This is a genomic window from Paenibacillus sp. LRG-1 (assembly GCF_057220305.1).
In genome coordinates, this window is the sequence record NZ_CM170126.1 from 5,908,702 (window position 1) to 5,927,028 (window position 18,327).

An 18,327-nucleotide genomic window follows, 5' to 3' on the forward strand; every position below is an offset into this window, starting at 1 on the left:
GGTCTGCTTTTCGGGTAAGAGTTGGTAACCCAGACTTTCCCCAGAGAAAGGAACATGTATATGAAGAAAGCTATGATTATTGTAAATCCCTCTTCCGGCAAAGAGGAATCCCTCCAACATGTCAGAAGCGTAGAAGAAATTCTACGTGATCAAGGATACGTTGTTACGGTTAAAGAGACGGCAAAGGAACTGGACGCCACTCGTTTTTGCGTCAATGCGTGTGAGGAAGCTTGTGACCTAGTCGTTTCCATCGGCGGGGATGGCACACTTCACGAAACAATCAACGGTTTCATTGATCAAGACCATCGTCCAAGACTGGGTGTCATTCCCCTGGGGACAGTCAATGATTTTGCCCGTGCCTTGCAAATTCCGCTAAGTCCCGAGCTGGCGATCCGTACACTGACTTCTACCCGCGTGAAAAACGTAGATATGGGTCTCTTAAACGGCCGAATGTTTGCCAATGTTGTTGCCACAGGTTCGCTTGCTGAATCGCTATCAGCTGTATCATCAGACGATAAATCCATGTTTGGCACGTTTGCCTACTTCAAAGAAGGCATGAAAGAGCTTATCAGCCATCCTGCCCACTCACTTATCGTCCGCTACGATGACAATATCTGGGAAGGAAAATCCCCACTCTTTTTGGCTACTTTGACCAATTCAGTTGGCGGATTCGAGAAACTGGCGCCCGATGCGGCTGTTGACGATGGTCTGCTTCACTGCTTTATTTTCAAAAACCTCAATATATTGAACACCGTGACGGCCAGCATATCCTTATTTTTAGGCAACCTGAAGGATCATAGTGATATCGTTTACTTTACCGCAAAGCATGTAAGTGTCAGCTCTGCAGAACCGGTCAGTACGAATGTAGATGGTGAGGAAGGGCCGTCTTTGCCTATCGAGCTTGGTATTTTACCGCGTCATATTGAGGTAATTGTGCCGGAAGAGGTTTAAGTAATGCGGTGCTGATCCTCAAGCTTGAGGATCATACTCGCTCAATTTCCCCTCGTAGATCAAATGGAATCGATCACTTTGCCGAAAATCGTCTGGCGTAACAAGAGCGGGCAGCTTGTTCCATATTTTTATGCCGGATCGCTGTAAAATTTCTGCGACGAATTGCGAACAAAAATAAGAATTGCTGAACTCGACTGGTTCTTTGAGTGCAATACCAATCAAACCCAGTAAGTTATACATATATTTTTGACGACTTCGGATAAATACATGTAAAACTCGCTTCATTTTTTCAACTTCACGGTCGGTTACTTGAAGCTCGTAGATAACACATGTTGTATTCGGAAATCTGCTGTATGTACCTGTCTTAATATCCTCTTTCACGAAACCACCATCCAGAGGGTTATTAGGGGTCTTTCTCCCGAAGCTGTATAACTCCGAAAGTTCCCGGTTGAAGGAAATGGAGGCGTGATTGTATGGCGCTCTCGTATAGCTTTTAATGACTCTCGTAAGAAACGTTCCCGTATTCGTAAGCAAGATAAAGACGGATTGATCTGCTACCATTTACGAAATTTCCCCTTATCAAGTTTGAATTATTCCTTCATAATAACATAGGAACCTTAATGGAATCCTATTTCGCGATAAGTTGGTGAGTGGTAATGGACAGTTCGCTATTAACGTTAATCCTTATTTTCGCAGCCTTATTGGTCATCCATCTGATTTATATAGTGGTAGTCAAAACACAGCCAGACAAAGACTATGCAGCTATTGGGCTTCGCATCAAGACATGGTGGGGTATGTTCTTTATCTTTTGCTTGGCAACTCTTTTCAATCCGATCGTTTCACTGCTTTCCTTGATGGCACTCACCTTTTTTGCGCTAAAAGAATACTTTTCCATGATTAGATCCAGAAAAGCTGATCGCAGATTGTTTCTATGGGCGTACTTAACGATTCCCGTACAATTTTATTGGATTTATATCGGGTGGTACGGAATGTTTATTGTCTTTATCCCTATCTATGTATTCTTACTGCTACCGCTCCCGCGATTGATCAACAAAGGAACGGTTGGTTTTTTGCGCAGTGTCAGTTCGACCCAATGGGGGCTCATGCTGATGGTTTTCGGGTTGAGTCATCTGGCCTATTTTCAGTTTGCTACGCCGCAATACGGAGCAAAACTTGTACTTTTTCTAGTGGTACTGACGCAGCTCAATGATGTCGTACACTATCTAGCATCACTCTATTTCGGAAAGCGGAAAATCGTCCCGACATCCAATCCCAATATAACTTGGGAAGGCTTTGCATTCGCTTTTCCCGTAACCATAGCGGCTTCCTATCTTATCTATCCCTATCTGACGCCGTTTGACCTGAAATTTGGAATTATTTTCGGCATGCTGATCAGCTTGAGCGGTTTCTTCGGTAGCTTAACGGTTTCCGTGCTGAAGCGGGATTTATTAATCGGCGATGATGACAAGTTCGATGCTTTGAAAAAAAGCTATTTAAGTCGGGTGGATAGCTTGACCTACACCTCGCCCGTCTTTTTTCACGTAATCCGTTATTTTTTTGACTTTATGTAGCGATTACATGGCTCAAACCTAGATGATCATGGAACACGATATCTTGCTATGAAAAGGGCAGCCTATCCTCACTTAAGGATAGGCTGCTTTTGCGTGTACTACCGTTGCAGGGCATTCCTAATCCTGCTAACCCCTTCACGAATTTCGTTTTCCCTTAGATGCCCGTAGCCCATTAGCAGTCGATTCCCTTCGAGCTGTGCCGCAAATACATTTTCGCTACGGAGATGTTCTAGCAGATTCTCTCGGAGTGGGAACTGAAACTCTGCTACCAAATGTAAACCAGCCGATCGGCCACATATCCGGTATTGCCCTGTAAAATGCTGTTCCAGGCTATCAAGCAGGACCTGACGACGCTTGGCGTACACTTTTTTCATCTTATGTACATGCTTATGAAGGAGTCGCTTCCTTATATACCGACTCAACACAATTTGCTCCAGGCTCGCTGTCTGGTAATCCGCCAGTTGCTTTAAACGGATAAAATCAGCGACTCGTGACGGGGGAAGAACAATATAGCCGATCCGCAGTGCGGGGAACAAAATTTTGCTAAACGTCCCGACATATAGCACCCGTTCTGGGTCCAGACTCTGCAAAGAGTGGACGGGCGCCCCGTCATACCGGAACTCACTGTCATAATCATCTTCGAGCAGAAGACATCCTGTCCGGGCTGCATACTGAATAAGCTCGATCCGCCTTTGGATCGGCAAGATACCCCCCAGCGGGAACTGGTGCGAGGGTGTCAGATATGCCAGTTTGGGGTGTCTCTTTTGCGGCAGATCGGCTGTTATAACTCCCGAATCATCAACAGGCATGCTCCGCAGTGTGGCCCCTGTAGCCGACAGAATGCTTTTTAAATCTTCATTTGTCGGTTCCTCTACCAGAACTTCGTCTCCAGCTGACAGTAACAGACGGGTGACAAGCTGAATCGCTTGTACTGCTCCGCTAGTGATTACAATATGTTCCGGTCTGGCTTTCACTCCTCTGGTGTGAACCAAATAGTCGGCCAGCTCCCTTCGTAACTCAGGCTCTCCAGCAGGGTCGCCATAACCCAGTGCCAGATCAGGAGCCTCTTTGCATACGCTCTGAAGCAAGTCGGCCCATGATTTGCGCGGGAACAATTCCAATGCGGGGAGGCCTGTCCGGAAGGATATTACCGACTCCTCATTTGAATATGAAGTATTCATTGCAGACGCAGACGCCTCGATAGGCGGTGCGGATACATAACCTGGAAGAACGGCCCCCTCGGCTACATAGGTACCTGAACCCGAGCGCGCAATGGCTAAGCCTTCGGCTAGCAGCATTTCATAAGCTTCGAGGATAACATTCCGGGAAACATTCAACTGTAAGGCCAGCACCCGGGTCGAAGGAAGTTTATATCCTGCATGCAGTTCTCCGGCTAAAATACGGTCCCGTATCGCTTGATACACCTGACGCAGCATCGGAACTGTCACATTCTTATCGATAGATAACCACATAGGTTGCCCCCTCAAGCGGTACTGTCAAAAACCTCTTCAACTGGATCTACAAGTGCCCAGTTTCTATTGCTACAGTATATATCAATATCTGTACAAGAGGTGAGATGAAATGAACAAACCAACCTTTTCGACTTACATGGAATTAGTGATCGCAACCTCCATTGTCGGCAGTTCTGTAGTAGTCGGTAAACTGGTCGTGATGCGGCTGCCTGTTTTTTTATCGCAATCTGCCAGTCTGGCCGTTGCCCTTCTGTTCTTGGTACCCATTGTATTCATCAAGAAATATTCACTAAGGATCAGCAAACGGGATGCCTTAATCCTGTTCATTCAGGCCCTGATCGGCATGTTTCTCTTCCGCGTCCTAATGCTGTACGGGCTGGCCTACGCCTCTGCTTCCGAAAGCGGAATTTTAACAAGCTTGACCCCAGCTATCGTTGCACTTCTTTCGTATATACTGCTGAGAGAAAAGATTACGCTACGCCCCGGTCTCGGGATTGCCTGTTCTCTGCTCGGTGTTTTGGCGTTGCAAGTGCCTCACATATCGGCGCTCTGGTTCAATGCTCCCAACGCAACCTCGTTCATTGGCATGCTGCTTGTTCTGTCTGCTGTGTTCGGAGAAGCGGCACTAACGGTATTACGCAAGATGCTATCCAGCGATGTCTCTTCCCTGCTTGGGACTATGTATATAACACTCTTTTCATTCCTTATGTTTCTGGGTTGTTCCTTCGGGGAGGCCCAACAGTTCAACTTTAACCACGTTGGGGCAGGGGATATTGGGCTTGTCTTATATTATGGTATCTTTGTCACCGCATTAGCCTACGTATTATGGTTTCGGGGCGTGTCAAGGGTATCGGCTAGTACAGCAGCTGTATACACGGGTTGTATTCCCGTCAGTACACTGTTGCTGTCCTATATCATCCTCCGTGAATCCTTCTCATTGGCTCATCTGGCTGGTGCAGGCTTTGTATTTCTCGGCATCATACTTATATCACGCGGTGAACGCCGCTGACTTACGCAAAGACCTTCTCAAGAAAAGAGGCTCCCGGCTGAAACTTCGGGAGCCTCTTTTTTTTGATTCAAGTTCTTGGCGCATTGAATTAATGCACCTGATCCAGCAATTGATATGCTTCTTCCTTCGAAGCAACCGCCAAGAGCGTTTCTCGGAAATGATCGTCCATCAGCTTACGTGATAACATTTGCAGCACTTTCAGATGCGCATTTTCCTTACTGTTGCGCGGTACGGCAATCATGAAAATCAGTTTTGCTTCACTTCCGTCTGCACTATTCCAGTCAACACCGCCCTGCTTGATGCCGAAGACCACGCTTGGCTTCAGGACAGCTTCCGATTTGCCATGAGGAATGGCAATATTCATTCCAATGCCTGTGGAGCCTTCTTCCTCTCTGGCTAATATCGCCTGTTTGAAATCACTGGCAGAGCTTACGGCTCCAGTTCTCTCAAGTGCTCTGATCATTTCATCAACCACAGCATCTCGTGTCGTTCCTTCCAGATCCAAATTAATCAGATCCATTGTTACAATATCCGTCAGTTTCTCAATGTGAATGGTTTGCGAAGACACGGCCGGCCCGTTATTTGTGACAGTTGTTGATGCAGATGACTCCGCAGCGGCCTTTGTAGTAATCGCAGATTGTCCAGCCCCTGCGGTGGAATGTCCAGGCATCGCTTCCCCAGCAGCATCCGAAGTTACAGTTGCTGCAATATCCTTTTTCAGCAAGCTTACCAGGACAACCGATACGGCTACGCCGACAATAACGGCGATGAAGAACATAAGCACATGGTCCACTGCACCAAGTACAGCTACAATCGGTCCACCGTGAGCTACCTTATCACCTACATTTCCCAACATGGCGATGACAGAGCCGACCATGGACCCTACCATGATACTGGGAATAACACGCAGTGGATCTTGCGCCGCGAATGGAATCGCACCTTCGGTAATACCGAACAAACCCATCGTGAATGTTGCCTTCCCAGCCTCGCGTTCTTCAGGTGCAAATTTACGTTTGTTGATCATCGCTGCAAGTCCCATCCCAATTGGCGGGATACAAATCGCAACGGCGATCGGGCCCATAATTTCATAATTCCCTTCGCCGATCATAGCCGAACCGAATAAGAAAGCGACTTTGTTCACAGGTCCACCCATATCGAAGGAGATCATCGCACCTAGAATCAATGCCAATAGAATTGAACTTGTACCTTGCATACCTGCAAGCCAACCTGTTAAAGCTTCAAACAATTGTGCGACTGGAGCACCAATCACAAAGACAAAGATTAATCCTACAATTAAAGATGCCAATACAGGGATAATAATAATAGGCATGATCGGCTGTAATGCTCGGCCAACTTTAATTTTCCGAATCCCAAGTGCAACATAACCCGCCAGGAACCCGGCGATAATACCGCCGATAAATCCAGCCCCCGCCTCACTTCCATAAAAGCTGCCGTTCGCAGCAATGAATCCGCCAATCATACCCGGTGCAAGCCCCGGTCTATCTGCAATACTCATCGCGATAAATCCGGCGAGGATCGGTATCATAAAGGTAAACGAAGCCGAACCGATATCCTGAACCGTCTTCCAGAATGAACCGTCCGGTATAACCAGACCGCCTGGTGTCTTCTCACCGCCAATCGTCAACGCAATGGCAATGAGCAATCCCCCAATGACGATGAAGGGTACCATATAGGATACACCGTTCATCAAGTGGCGGTAGATGGGATTTTGTTTCGGTTTGTTCTCCTGTGAGCTACTTTCGGCAGAACGTGACTCTGCTTGGTACACTGGTACATTACCCTTCATCACCCGCTGGATCAATTCTTCTGGACGGCGAATGCCATCCTGTACGCCAACGACCAGCAGTTTCTTACCGACGAAGCGGTCTTTAACCACCGTTTTATCCGCTGCAATAATAATGCCATCTGCCTCACGGATCTCCTGCTCGGTCAGTTGATTTTCGACTCCAATGGAGCCTTGTGTCTCGACCTTCATCTCGACGCCCAGTTTTGCTGCTGCCTTTTGCAGATTCTCAGCTGCCATATACGTATGTGCAATTCCGTTAGGACATGAGGTAATCGCCAATATCTTCATAGTCATTCCCCTTCTCTCTGTTGTTTCCGCTTACATTGATAGTATAAACGCCTATCTTGCTGTTATCGGACGAACTTTTTACCGGAACTTTCGGAAAAACGGAATTATACCGGCAAAAAACAGGACTTATCTATAAGTCCTGTTCCAGAGCACAGCTTTTTTAGTTTATCCCTTCATTCTCCCTAATAATCTCATCGCATCGGTCTCCTTAGATAAGGCATGAACCAAAGCAGGCTGCTCACTGATCAGGGACAATTCCTTAAATAACTGGCGCATTTCTTCCCGCCCATCCTGTTTGACCGCAAGCAAGAACACAAGCTCTACTTTCTCGGTTCCCCAGGTAAGCGGCTGCTTCAAGGTAGCGATTACAATGGAGGACTGCCTTATCCACTCAGAACCGCCATGCGGGATGGCTATGCCTCCCCCAATCGTCGTGGCCGACATTTTTTCTCGCGCCAGTACGCTGTCCACATAACCAGGCTCCACATATCCTTTGTCCTCCAGTATTTGCGCCAGCTTGGAGATCAATTGTTCCGGATGCTGCACTTCCTGCTGGGGAAAGACCAAAAAAGGTGTTGTATATTTAAAAAATACCGATTCTTCTGCTGCCCTATGTTCCGGCTCATCCAGTCGTCGGATCACTTGCTCCAGTCGACGTTCGTCCTTGACATCCAGCAAGGGAGAGACGAGAATGTGCGGAATGTTCATCTCTGGGAGATCTACAGTGGTAATGACGAGATCCACCTCCTGGGCTGCCAGATAGTCCTGGACTTCTGCTTTGGAAAGGGTTGTCTCCACATGTACAGCCGGAAATTTACGTTCCACCTTGGTGCGTAGCAGTTGGGACATACCGATGCCCATGTGACACACGATGATGGCTCTCTGGGGATGACTCTCTTTCTGGTGCAATCGCTCCACAGAAGCCTGAAAATGCAGCGTTAAATACGCCGCTTCCTCCTCGGGGAAGGATAGCCGGATCCATTTCCCCACCTCTTCCAGTGTAATAATAACTCGGTCGAACATGTAGGGGTACATCTTCTTGATCTCGGCCAGCATAGGATTGGACACGGTCAACCCATATTGAAGACGGTTCAGGGTCGTATATAAATGGACATTCAACCCTTTCAGTAACATCTTGTCCTTGGAAAAGGCAATCATATTCAGCTCGGACATCCGCCGAACTAACTGCTCAATCAACTCAGGCAAAAGCGGGTGACTATCTGCCAGCTCACCTTGTTTTCCTGTTCTTCCCTCCTGCTGGTAACGGAACTTCCCACTAAGCAGGTGCAGAGTTAAATACGCCGTCTCTTCCTTGGAAAAAGGCACAGCAAACAACTTTTGCAACTGCTGCAAAAAAGACGTAGCCCATGTAAATTCGCGTCTCTCCTGCAAAAAGGCAATGTCCTGCTTGGAGAGCGAAATGGGTTGTCCCATCTTAGTTCGTTTGACCATTAAGAGAATATGCAGCATTAGAGCTTCGAAAGCTTCGTCAGTAAAGCTGAGCTCATGGCGTTTTTGAAATGCTTTTAATTCATGATTTATGGTTGTAATCTCGTGCGATTCAAACTGTTTGCGCATCATCTGTCCTGTTAACTCAGGACTGTCAATCAGCTGGTTCATCCGCGCCAAAGCGATGCGCTTATTTTTCTCAGAGCCTTGAATGGTCAATCCAACGCGCTGCTTGGTAATCAAGGCCAGATCAAAGCTGTGCAGCCAGCCATCGATCTTCTCCATATCTCTACGAATCACCGTCTTGTTCACATAATACTGTGAAGCTAGATCCTGGATGGTCACAGGCTTGGCATTCATCAAGAGCCGATAGGCGAGATGCAGTACCCTTTCCTCATCCGACTCATGTTGGGCTGTACTCTCGTCCGCATACAGTCGATGGAACAATTCATTCTGATCCGCTTCACCCATCTCCAGATAAATGCCGCGTCCCGGCCTTCTCACCAGATTGGCATCAGAATGCTTGACGATATAATCTTCAATTACTTTCAGATCGTTGCGGATCGTCTTTTCAGAGCAGTCGGTCAGATCCGCCAGATCCTGCGCTAACCACAACCGGTCCGGTTCAGTTAACAACATGCGTAAAATTTCCATTTGCCTTTTATTCATTCCATTCTCCCATCTTCCAAAATAAAGAATGTCCAGGGCATTTCGAGCTATATTTTTGCTGGTTTTGTGTTGACTTTAAGTATACTCCAAGTAGTACATTTAAAGCATGGTGGCCGCCAAATTCAAGAATAATGAAAAGAGGAATCGCTCATGACTATTGGGAAAACAGCTCTTATTACTGGGGCCAACAAAGGCATCGGGTATGAAACAGCCAGACAATTGGGGGGGATGGGTATTACAATCCTGATTGGCTCACGGAATGAGCAGAGCGGCCGGGAAGCGGTGGCTAAGTTGGCTAATGAGGGAGTAGAAGCCCGATTGATTTTGTTAGACGTGACGAATCAAAGTACGATTGATTCCGCAGTCCAACAGATCAAACAAGAATTCGGTTCCCTTGATGTACTAATCAACAATGCCGGCATATCTTTAGGAGGAGCCACTCCTCCAAGTCAGTTCTCTTTGAACGATTTAAGAGAAACGTATGAAACGAACTTTTTCGGTTTGGTCGCCGTGACGCAAGCCATGCTACCTTTATTGCAAGAATCTCCTTGTGGTAGAATCGTTAACTTGTCGAGTGGCCTTGGTTCGTTAACCTATAATGGCGATCCTGAGCATGAGCATGCACAATTTAATTTGCTTGCCTACAATAGCAGCAAGGCAGCGGTTAATATGTTCACCGTCACCCTTGCCAAAGAATTCAAAGACTCACCTCTCAAAATTAATTCGGCTGACCCTGGCTTTACCGCCACTGACTTAAATGGCTTTACAGGACCGGGTTCGGTACAACAAGCTGCTGCTGTCGTTGTTCGTTTAGCCACTTTAAATAATGACGGGCCGTCAGGAGGGTTTTTCGACTCGAATGGAGAAGTGCCTTGGTAATCGTTACAATTAAGGAGTGGGATACTTTGCAGGAAATTCCGGAGACCATAACCTCTATTAGTCAAGCTGCAGAACTAACAGGTTTAACAGAAGATACTATACGCTATTATGAGCGAATTGGCTTGCTGCCTTATGCAGAACGAAAGGCTAACGGACACAGGTTCTACAGTAGAGATCAGATTCTGGGGATTATCTTTTTAACCCGATTAAAAGCTACTGGAATGACTATAGAGGAAATGAAGCATTATCGAGAACTTTCGATGCAAGGCAACAGCACCATTCCGATCAGACACTCCTTACTTGAGAAACATAATCAGAAGATTCAACAAGAAATTTCCAGACTGATGGAAACCCAAAAAATTATTGAATATAAGCTCAACCATTATCGTGACCTCTCTACCAATCCTGATCTTAGCGACACGAATTGCAACCCTACAACACCCAGCACCAATCCCCTTTTTTAAGGGGTTTTTTTATTTTCAGCGGGAGATTGATGGAGCTCCCTTAATTCCCTATAATCCAAATATAGTATGAATTTCTAGGGGGAATAACGGTGATCACCTATGTGAGATGCAATGACGTCAGTATGGAACACATTTTCCAAGCATTTTCGCTTGGGTTCTCGGATTATTCCATTCGTCTGACCACGGATCAGGACGATTTCGCAGCACGTTTTTTTGGTCCAGAGGGTAATACACGGAATCACTCTTTCCTTGCCATGGATGAGGATCAACCGATCGGCTTAATTCTTGGCGGTGTCCGGCAGTTCGACGGGTACAAGACCATGCGTTGCGGCACGCTATGCATCGCCCCGGCTTACCGTGGTCAGGGGATTAGCAACAAGTTGCTGGAATTACATAAACAAACAGCCATCTCCGCGGGTTGCCAGCAGCTATGGCTCGAAGTCATCAAGGATAATCATCGGGCCGTCAAATTATATGAAAAGCAAGGCTATCAGCCACGCTATACGCTGAAATACTACAACGGCACTCTGCCCTCCACCCCACCCGCTGCCCTCTCATCTTCGTATATTCTTAAGGAAGTTACATTTGATGACATCGCAGCTTTTCGAAAGACCCTTATCGACTGCCACATCCATTGGCAAAGTGACACACCTTATTACGCCACTAGTACACAGGAAGCTTTTCTCGGCATCTACGAAGTAAATCAAACGTGCCTCGGCATGGTGAGCATGAGTGCTAAGGGTAAAATCAACTTTCTTTGGGTCGATCCTAAGCATCGCAACCAAGGATTAGGATGCGCCCTCCTTCATAGAGCAGCAGAGATCCAAAAGAGTGAGAAGGTGTACATCTGTCTGTCTGACAATGACTCTCTTGAAGGCTTTATCCAAAAAATAGGTCTCTCGAAAGACCCCATTGAGCAATATGAAATGGGTATGCCGCTGAATCCAAGCTCTCCCGCTTGATTCACCTACATCTATCATTTCTGAGAACGATTGATATACTCTGATTTGACCAATGCGCACATGTAAAGATCATCATATTTCCCTAACGTAAATTCATATTGGGAGAGGAGCCCTTCTTGCCGAAAGCCTGCTTTTTCAAGCAACCGCAAGGATTGTGCCTTCTCTGGCTCTACTAGCGCCTGAATGCGGTTCAATGAGAGGAAGGGATATTTATAATAATTTCTTTGTTTATAGAATGTTTTCCTAAACATGGATTGTAAAATGACCGTTAATATAAGGAGTGTGTTTTCAATTATTAAGAAGAGGTGTATTTTTTGGACGAACAGCACATATCACACAATCCGCAGGAAACTTCAAGACAGACGTACATTCAGCATGGTCAAAATTATGGGGTAGATCCAAACAGGATGGCGGCGTTATCAAAAACATACGGGAATTCTACTCTGTTTAGACGGTGGGGAGCAACAGTTTTTGATTGCATGTTTTTTGTAATCGGGTATATTTGTTTTTTTATTTCTGTCATTCAAATAACGGACAGATGGTTTTTGCCTTTAGCGATTGCAACCCGTTGTATTCTGCTTATTGCTTTCTTCAGCTATTATTTGCTTTTGGAAGGTTACACAGGCTATACGCTGGGTAAGTTCGTTTTTCGTATTAAGGTGGTTAACGGGGAAGGAAAGCCTCCTGGTTTTCTTAAATCACTCATTCGTACGCTGCTCAGACTCATAGACACCAATCCGTTGCTAATGGGTGGGATACCTGCTGGTATCAGTGTGTTAGTAACTGCATCAAGACAACGAATTGGTGATTTAGCTGCAGGTACATATGTTGTAAAGGTACGGGATTTAGAGCCGATTAACAAAAAGACAATGAAACGTTCGCTCTTTATATTTTTTACCGCAATGGTGATCTTGGGAGCCTCGTTTGTAAATGCTATTTTTATACTGGCAAACAATTACGTGCCTCCTGAAGCTCCGGTGAACAAGAAAGAACAAAGCTATGTAAGTAAAGATGGACGATTTCAAATCACGGCCCCATTGGACTGGTCAACAGACCCAGACCGTGAAGGAAAAGCAGAGATTGCGATATTTAATCCGTACATTCAAAAGTCCGTTGCGGTAGTATCCAATTCGAAAAAGCAATTGGGCAATATAACTCTTCAACAGTATGGTAAGAAAGCTGAAAATAACTTAATCAAAGAGTGGAACCTGTCCAGTGTAGGACCTGTCTCTAACACAACCATTCAAGGATATCCTGCCCTTGAGTTCGTGATTAAAGGTAAAAAAGATGTGGACAAATATGTTACCCATGTAGCGATTATTGAGACCGAAAAGAAGTACTACCAAGTGCTTGGATATGCACCAGCGTCTAAAGACGGCCGTTTAAAGAAAGAACTGCACGACATTACCTATAGCTTCCGCGAGGTTCGTCATTAGACAGCGTGGCTGGCAATAAAAAGGATAAGACACAAAAAGCAGGTGCTCCTTAGAGCCCTGTTTTTGACACTTGTTACCTGATATATAAACTAAACTTTAAAAATCACATGGGGAACTGAGCAGGTGGGATAAGTACTGAATGAGGTTACCGTTTTACTTAAAATTAAAATTAAATATTGGTAATCCCTGCGTATAATCAACTTCTATAGATACACTTTCAAAATCGACTATATATTTTGAATCTTTTTTTAAAATTTCTTTTGTTGGGCGTTCTAATTCTAATGCATAGGAAAAAAGCTCTAAAAAATCTGCATCTAAACCATGACTATTCGATTTATATTTTATATGATCTACATCTTCCTTTTTAACAAGTATAAAATCTGAGTTATTGATAGTCTCAACAATACGTTTTTTTTCTACATGGTTAACTAAATTATCCTCATCTCCTTGGAAAGATAAAACCTGTGTATTTCCATGAAAATCTTTATACAATGTCTCTAAGTTTAAATCCTGCCTATTTTTCACTATTTTCTTCGCAAAATAGTCAAATTCAAATGCAAGCATTGAATTTCCTATACTCTGATATAGAAATCTACTGCTGGATAAATATACCGGTTCTATCCAGGCTGAGTTATCTATTAAATATGAAAATAAAGTAGGTGCTAACCTATTGCTTAAGTGTAATAGATACGCTCCATGTGAGTGTCCGTATCCAATAATTCTATTAGAATTAAATACTAAATCATTTCCACTCAGTATGATTTTAACCGACTCTACAGCGCTGATAATATCTATTGCCTGCATATAACTCATATCATTAAACTCTTCTATACTTTCATCTATATTAGCAATCACAGGGATCAGGATGTTTTTTTCAGACAATATATTTAGTAAAATAGAAGAGTCTCTATTTATTCTCTCCAATTCATCTACCGTAAGAATAGTTTGTAAAATTTGAGGATCTTTAAACTTGAAATGATTAGCTGATGATTGCATATATGAACTACCAAAATAATTACACTGAATCGTTACCATATTGTATTTGTCAGCAAATAGTTCCCTCATTTTTATGTAAACTTTAGAATCAATATTACCGCCGAACCCAGGGACGAAAATAATCAATCCTGTGTTTTCATTAACTCCATTTTGTGGGATAGAAAAGTCAATTCGTAGTTCTCGATTAGACTTACCTGTATATATATTATGATGTGCTGGAATATTAATACTATGTTGTTCAGACATACTCATTTATTCCCCCATTTAAATATTAAAGTCCCATTTCATAAAAATAATTTCGATCAATAGGTACATCAGCATATCAAGACAAGATTTTCTGATTAAATCCCCATATCGTATTCTTCTAATATTCTGATTAAAACACAAAAGACCCACAGGAGGGTCATCTTTTTTTCAAAATGTCCTTTTTGTGGGTCACATTCTACTTTCTCGGTACAACTACACTCCCCTCCGTAGTTTACAACTCAATACTAGAATATATAACCATCGTCTAATGGATTATCATAATACGCTGCAATTTCACACCTATGATAAAATTGACTGACATGTTCGACAACCTGCCTTATCATATTGTTCAGATGCACAATGGATTGAAAACCCTTTCATAAAGGTAGTACATTAAAACACACTATATCACTATAGATAAGGGAGGAATCCTGATTTGTTTCAGCTCTCCGAAAAACAAGCTCAAGACATCGTAGACAAAATGATGAAGGATATTCCATACAATATCAATATTATGAATGAACGCGGCATCATCATTGGCAGCGGCGAGAGTGAACGAATCGGAACCATTCACCAAGGCGCTGTTCAGGCGCTCGAAACTGGGAAAATGGTTGAAGTGTGGCAGGACGGCCACTATGAGAAAAAGGGAACCAATGAACCGATTGTCATTCATCATGAGTTAGTTGGTGTCATTGGTATTTCAGGCAATCCTGATGAAGTGCGTCCTTTCTGCAATATTGTTAAAACTACGGTGTCTCTCCTGATTGAACAGCGCATCTCCTTGGAGCATCTGGCCCACGAAGCCAACCGCAAAAAGTCTGTGCTGGAAATGCTGTTAAATCATCAGGGAGCCTACACGCAAAAAATAAAAAAAGAAGCAGCTCAATATCACATAGATTTGCTTCTAAAAACTTCGGCTGTATATGTAAAATATCTGCCTGCTGATCCAGCTCGTTTAGCCGAGTTGTCCAATATATTCATGCAGCATCCATCCTTTCGTATGGAGGAAGACTGTTATCTCATCCTAATACAAAATCAGGAACCGACAGACAAACTGCTAGAGCCACTTGTGCGCAGCCATCCCGATGTGCTGGTTACGGTCAGCAGACAAGAGCACAACATTGCGGATGTTTATATGCAAGCCAAGTCAGCTATGAATGTTTTACTGGCTTTGCGCCCGCCTGTGCAAAAAATTTCTTTTGCGGAAGTCGAATTTCTGGTCAAATTGAGTCAAACGAACCTGACGAACACGATCTATCTGGTTAGCAAGTTGGAAGATACTGTGGATTTGCTGGATACGCTGCGAAGCTTTATTAACCATAACGGCAGTGTCTCCTTTACCGCAGATGAATTAAATATTCACCGAAATACGCTGCAATACCGCCTGAAGCGCATCCATACCTTAACCGGTAAAGATCCCCGGAATCTCCTTCAGCTTTTTGAGCTTACGCACGGCTTATTGGCACTGTATCAATGAACTGCTGTATCACGCCAGGCCATGCGCCAGTAATACCATATTTCCGCTCGCCATCACTCCCAAATTTCTTAGTCAATCCTGCTTTGGCTAAGTTCGGGATTACAGGCGAGTGCTCGTATTATATCGTATTTGTATGATGCCGTTTTATATTTATAGCCCGCTTCTCCATCTGTTCATTTCTCGCTGAATTGAAGTACTCTTGCGATATTCTCGCACGTACGCTCTACGTTTTGCGGCCCTTCGGCCAGCAGCTTACCGAGCTCCGAGGCTCCCGGTACGATGCCGAACACCGCATCTATTCCTTCCTTGTACAACGTGTCGATCCCTTCCCCGATATAACCTGCGACCGCAATGACCTTTTTACCAGACTGTTTTGCCGCCTGGGCTACTCCATAAGGAGTTTTACCGAATTTGGTCTGAAAATCAATACCGCCTTCCCCCGTCAAAACGATATCGGCAGTGGCGAGCTTTTGTTTTAAACCGGTGTATTCAATCACAATTTCAATGCCTTTTTGCAGCGCCGCCTGAGTGAAAATTAATAAGCCCGCACCCAATCCACCTGCTGCGCCTGCGCCTGGGAGATCGCGCACATCCTTGCCCAGCTGCTGCTTCACCACATCGGCGTAATGAGCAAGATTGGCATCCAATTGCTGCACCATTTCCGGAGTCGCCCCTTTTTGTGGCCCGAATACTTGAGATGCCCCATGCTCTCCGCACAGCGGATTTGTCACATCACAGGCTACAATTAATTGTACCTGCGGCAAGCGGTCATCCAGTGATGAAATATCAACACTGGCCAGCTCGCCCAGACTACCGCCGCCGCGCGGAAGAGTATTGCCTTTTGTATCCAGAAATCTGGCGCCCAGCGCTTCCGCCATTCCTGTACCGCCATCATTCGTCGCGCTTCCACCAATGCCGATGATAATTTTTCGAATTCCCTGGTTCAGACATTCACGGATTAACTCCCCTGTTCCGTAGGTTGTTGTCTTTAACGGGTTTTTGTTATCCTTGTTCACCAAATGGATTCCACTGGCGGATGCCATCTCGATTGCCGCTGTGGTGCCGTCTCCCAGCAGGCCGTATGCAGCAGTTACAGGTTCTCCAAGCGGTCCTGTCACCTCGATATAACGAATCTGTCCGCCTGTCGCATCCACCAGTGACTGCACCGTTCCTTCACCGCCGTCCGCCATCGGTACGTGGACATAATTCGCCGCCGGATAGACCTTACGCAGTCCTTTCTCCATCGCGATACATACTTCTTTAGCCGTCATGCTTTCTTTAAAAGAATCTGGTGCCAGCACAAACGTTTTCTCTCTCATCTTCTCACCCCATCGTGAATATTAAAGTAAAAATCCATACATGATTGTCGCTACAATTGCCATCGTTCCACCCACAATAGCTTCGTAAGGAATCAAGCCCATCCGTTGTTTAATGCTCATTTTCATGCTGTCTGCCGTGACGTGAAAATAGTTGCCCTGCGGCAAGGAATCAATGACTGTAGCTCCTGTATGCACCATCACAGCTGCAGCGAGTGGGGCCGTTCCCATGTTCAGAATGGCTTCCCCAAACGAGCCTGTTGCCAAAATAACGCCCGTCGAGGTGGACGCCGTAGCAGCTGCCATCAGAATACCTGCAAGCGGTGCCAAAAATGTACCGGAAACTCCCGAAGCTTCAATCAGGCCAACCACCTGAGCAGACAAGTTGGAAGCAGAGATCAGACCCGCAATCCCGCCTGCACCGATCAAAATCAGCACAGTCGCCGTCATTTTATTTAAACCGGAGGCCGAGTACTTTAAGATATTACGCCCTTGCCCCATGGCCAGCATACCCACAATCCCAGCGATCGGCAAAATGTACATCGCATCTACCTTGAAACTCGAAAGTGCTTCAATACCGGAAATAGAACCAATCGGGTTAATCATCAGCAAAATAACAGCTACCAGCGGGGCTACAATTGCCCGTCCCAACGCTGGATATTTCGATGTATCGACATCACTGTCCATGATATCCTGGTCGGACACCTTCACACCTTTGGTTTTCAACATAGATGCCACCAAAACAGTCATGATTAAACCGCATATCGCAGGAACCACTCCTGCCAACATCACGTGGCTTAAATCCAGATTAAATCCGCGCGCCGCTGCAATCGTATTAGGATTTGGAGAGATGATGTTCCCCGCTTTTCCGCCTCCAGACAAAGCCAACAGGAGCGCCAGCTTGGAAATCCCCATTTTGTTACCGACCGACAATGCAATAGGTGCCACAATCAGCACGGCAACGGGAATAAATACACCTACCGCCGTAATAATCATCGTCGCCAAGGCTAGTGCGAGTATCGCTTTACTGCCGCCGAACTTCTTTACAATAGCCTGCGCAATCGTCTCCGCTGCCCCGGATTCCATCATTACACCTGCCAATACACCTGCGGCAAGCACACGAATGACCGTCCCCATCACACTTTGCGTACCGCTTATTAACACGCTGATCGTCTGCTCCAGATTGGCTCCGCCCAATAAAGCGCCTACAATAGCTCCCAAAAATAAAGCGTAAACCGGATTCAGCTTTCTTAATATCAGAATAATTGCAATAGCCAGCCCTGCCAGAGCTCCTATCCAACTGATCGTCAATCCTTCCATCTGTCTAACCCCCCG

The 18,327-nt window shown here is 45.3% G+C and carries 15 protein-coding genes; 8 read left to right on the forward strand and 7 right to left on the reverse strand.

What is annotated here, in order from left to right:
* Nucleotides 1-60 precede the first annotated feature (60 nt).
* Nucleotides 61-951, forward strand: coding sequence for a diacylglycerol/lipid kinase family protein (locus ACUUJN_RS26225; protein ID WP_075155097.1), 891 nt, complete (start codon nt 61-63; stop codon nt 949-951).
* Nucleotides 952-969: 18 nt separating this feature from the next.
* Here ACUUJN_RS26225 and ACUUJN_RS26230 read toward each other — a convergent pair whose 3' ends face one another.
* A complete protein-coding gene (locus ACUUJN_RS26230; protein ID WP_023991046.1) occupies nt 970-1,512 on the reverse strand; it encodes a hypothetical protein in 543 nt (180 codons plus the stop codon).
* 95 nt (nt 1,513-1,607) lie between these two features.
* Here ACUUJN_RS26230 and ACUUJN_RS26235 point away from each other — a divergent pair, with 95 nt between their 5' ends.
* Nucleotides 1,608-2,522: a phosphatidate cytidylyltransferase gene (locus ACUUJN_RS26235; protein WP_254348299.1), complete on the forward strand. Its 915-nt coding sequence runs from the start codon at nt 1,608-1,610 to the stop codon at nt 2,520-2,522.
* A gap of 98 nt (nt 2,523-2,620) precedes the next feature.
* On the opposite strand, the gene pdxR is transcribed toward ACUUJN_RS26235, so the two are convergent.
* Nucleotides 2,621-3,994, reverse strand: coding sequence for a MocR-like pyridoxine biosynthesis transcription factor PdxR (gene pdxR / locus ACUUJN_RS26240; RefSeq protein ID WP_254348297.1), 1,374 nt, complete (start codon nt 3,992-3,994; stop codon nt 2,621-2,623).
* 109 nt (nt 3,995-4,103) lie between these two features.
* Between pdxR and ACUUJN_RS26245 the strand changes: the two genes are divergently transcribed.
* On the forward strand, nt 4,104-5,003 hold the full coding sequence (locus tag ACUUJN_RS26245; protein WP_209940689.1) for a DMT family transporter: 900 nt from the start codon (nt 4,104-4,106) through the stop codon (nt 5,001-5,003).
* Between the two features lie 88 nt (nt 5,004-5,091).
* Here ACUUJN_RS26245 and ACUUJN_RS26250 read toward each other — a convergent pair whose 3' ends face one another.
* Both ACUUJN_RS26250 and ACUUJN_RS26255 read right to left on the reverse strand, forming a co-directional pair.
* Entirely contained in the window at nt 5,092-7,098 is a 2,007-nt protein-coding gene (locus ACUUJN_RS26250) for a fructose-specific PTS transporter subunit EIIC (protein ID WP_484669104.1), read from the reverse strand.
* 165 nt (nt 7,099-7,263) lie between these two features.
* Entirely contained in the window at nt 7,264-9,216 is a 1,953-nt protein-coding gene (locus tag ACUUJN_RS26255) for a BglG family transcription antiterminator (protein ID WP_028540925.1), read from the reverse strand.
* Nucleotides 9,217-9,366: 150 nt separating this feature from the next.
* Between ACUUJN_RS26255 and ACUUJN_RS26260 the strand changes: the two genes are divergently transcribed.
* From ACUUJN_RS26260 to ACUUJN_RS26275, 4 genes are all read left to right on the forward strand, one after another.
* Nucleotides 9,367-10,095 carry an SDR family oxidoreductase gene (locus ACUUJN_RS26260; RefSeq protein WP_023991050.1) on the forward strand — a complete coding sequence of 243 codons (729 nt, stop codon included), beginning with the start codon at nt 9,367-9,369 and terminating at the stop codon, nt 10,093-10,095.
* 26 nt (nt 10,096-10,121) lie between these two features.
* A complete protein-coding gene (locus ACUUJN_RS26265; RefSeq protein WP_028540927.1) occupies nt 10,122-10,559 on the forward strand; it encodes a MerR family transcriptional regulator in 438 nt (145 codons plus the stop codon).
* An 89-nt stretch (nt 10,560-10,648) separates the two neighbouring features.
* The gene (locus ACUUJN_RS26270) at nt 10,649-11,521 is read left to right on the forward strand and encodes a GNAT family N-acetyltransferase (RefSeq protein WP_484669105.1); all 873 of its coding nucleotides are present in this window, start codon (nt 10,649-10,651) and stop codon (nt 11,519-11,521) included.
* 305 nt (nt 11,522-11,826) lie between these two features.
* Nucleotides 11,827-12,957 (forward strand): RDD family protein, encoded by a 1,131-nt coding sequence (locus ACUUJN_RS26275; RefSeq protein WP_484669106.1) that lies wholly within the window; start codon nt 11,827-11,829, stop codon nt 12,955-12,957.
* A gap of 153 nt (nt 12,958-13,110) precedes the next feature.
* Here ACUUJN_RS26275 and ACUUJN_RS26280 read toward each other — a convergent pair whose 3' ends face one another.
* The gene (locus ACUUJN_RS26280) at nt 13,111-14,199 is read right to left on the reverse strand and encodes a DUF2920 family protein (RefSeq protein WP_484669107.1); all 1,089 of its coding nucleotides are present in this window, start codon (nt 14,197-14,199) and stop codon (nt 13,111-13,113) included.
* Between the two features lie 436 nt (nt 14,200-14,635).
* On the opposite strand from ACUUJN_RS26280, the gene ACUUJN_RS26285 reads away from it, so the two are divergent.
* Complete coding sequence (locus ACUUJN_RS26285) at nt 14,636-15,676, forward strand: CdaR family transcriptional regulator (protein WP_076317353.1); 1,041 nt, start codon at nt 14,636-14,638, stop codon at nt 15,674-15,676.
* A 173-nt stretch (nt 15,677-15,849) separates the two neighbouring features.
* On the opposite strand, the gene ACUUJN_RS26290 is transcribed toward ACUUJN_RS26285, so the two are convergent.
* Both ACUUJN_RS26290 and ACUUJN_RS26295 read right to left on the reverse strand, forming a co-directional pair.
* Nucleotides 15,850-16,995 (reverse strand): glycerate kinase, encoded by a 1,146-nt coding sequence (locus ACUUJN_RS26290; RefSeq protein ID WP_023991055.1) that lies wholly within the window; start codon nt 16,993-16,995, stop codon nt 15,850-15,852.
* Nucleotides 16,996-17,016: 21 nt separating this feature from the next.
* Entirely contained in the window at nt 17,017-18,312 is a 1,296-nt protein-coding gene (locus tag ACUUJN_RS26295) for a GntP family permease (RefSeq protein ID WP_023991056.1), read from the reverse strand.
* Between the last annotated feature and the right edge of the window lie 15 nt (nt 18,313-18,327).

Excerpts from the sequence above, each read along its gene's own strand:
- ACUUJN_RS26225 (WP_075155097.1), top strand. The coding sequence starts at position 61 with ATGAAGAAAGCTATGATTATTGTAAATCCCTCTTCCGGCAAAGAGGAA.
- ACUUJN_RS26230 (WP_023991046.1), bottom strand. The coding sequence starts at position 1,512 with ATGGTAGCAGATCAATCCGTCTTTATCTTGCTTACGAATACGGGAACG.
- ACUUJN_RS26235 (WP_254348299.1), top strand. The coding sequence starts at position 1,608 with ATGGACAGTTCGCTATTAACGTTAATCCTTATTTTCGCAGCCTTATTG.
- pdxR (WP_254348297.1), bottom strand. The coding sequence starts at position 3,994 with ATGTGGTTATCTATCGATAAGAATGTGACAGTTCCGATGCTGCGTCAG.
- ACUUJN_RS26245 (WP_209940689.1), top strand. The coding sequence starts at position 4,104 with ATGAACAAACCAACCTTTTCGACTTACATGGAATTAGTGATCGCAACC.
- ACUUJN_RS26250 (WP_484669104.1), bottom strand. The coding sequence starts at position 7,098 with ATGAAGATATTGGCGATTACCTCATGTCCTAACGGAATTGCACATACG.
- ACUUJN_RS26255 (WP_028540925.1), bottom strand. The coding sequence starts at position 9,216 with ATGAATAAAAGGCAAATGGAAATTTTACGCATGTTGTTAACTGAACCG.
- ACUUJN_RS26260 (WP_023991050.1), top strand. The coding sequence starts at position 9,367 with ATGACTATTGGGAAAACAGCTCTTATTACTGGGGCCAACAAAGGCATC.
- ACUUJN_RS26280 (WP_484669107.1), bottom strand. The coding sequence starts at position 14,199 with ATGTCTGAACAACATAGTATTAATATTCCAGCACATCATAATATATAT.
- ACUUJN_RS26290 (WP_023991055.1), bottom strand. The coding sequence starts at position 16,995 with ATGAGAGAGAAAACGTTTGTGCTGGCACCAGATTCTTTTAAAGAAAGC.
- ACUUJN_RS26295 (WP_023991056.1), bottom strand. The coding sequence starts at position 18,312 with ATGGAAGGATTGACGATCAGTTGGATAGGAGCTCTGGCAGGGCTGGCT.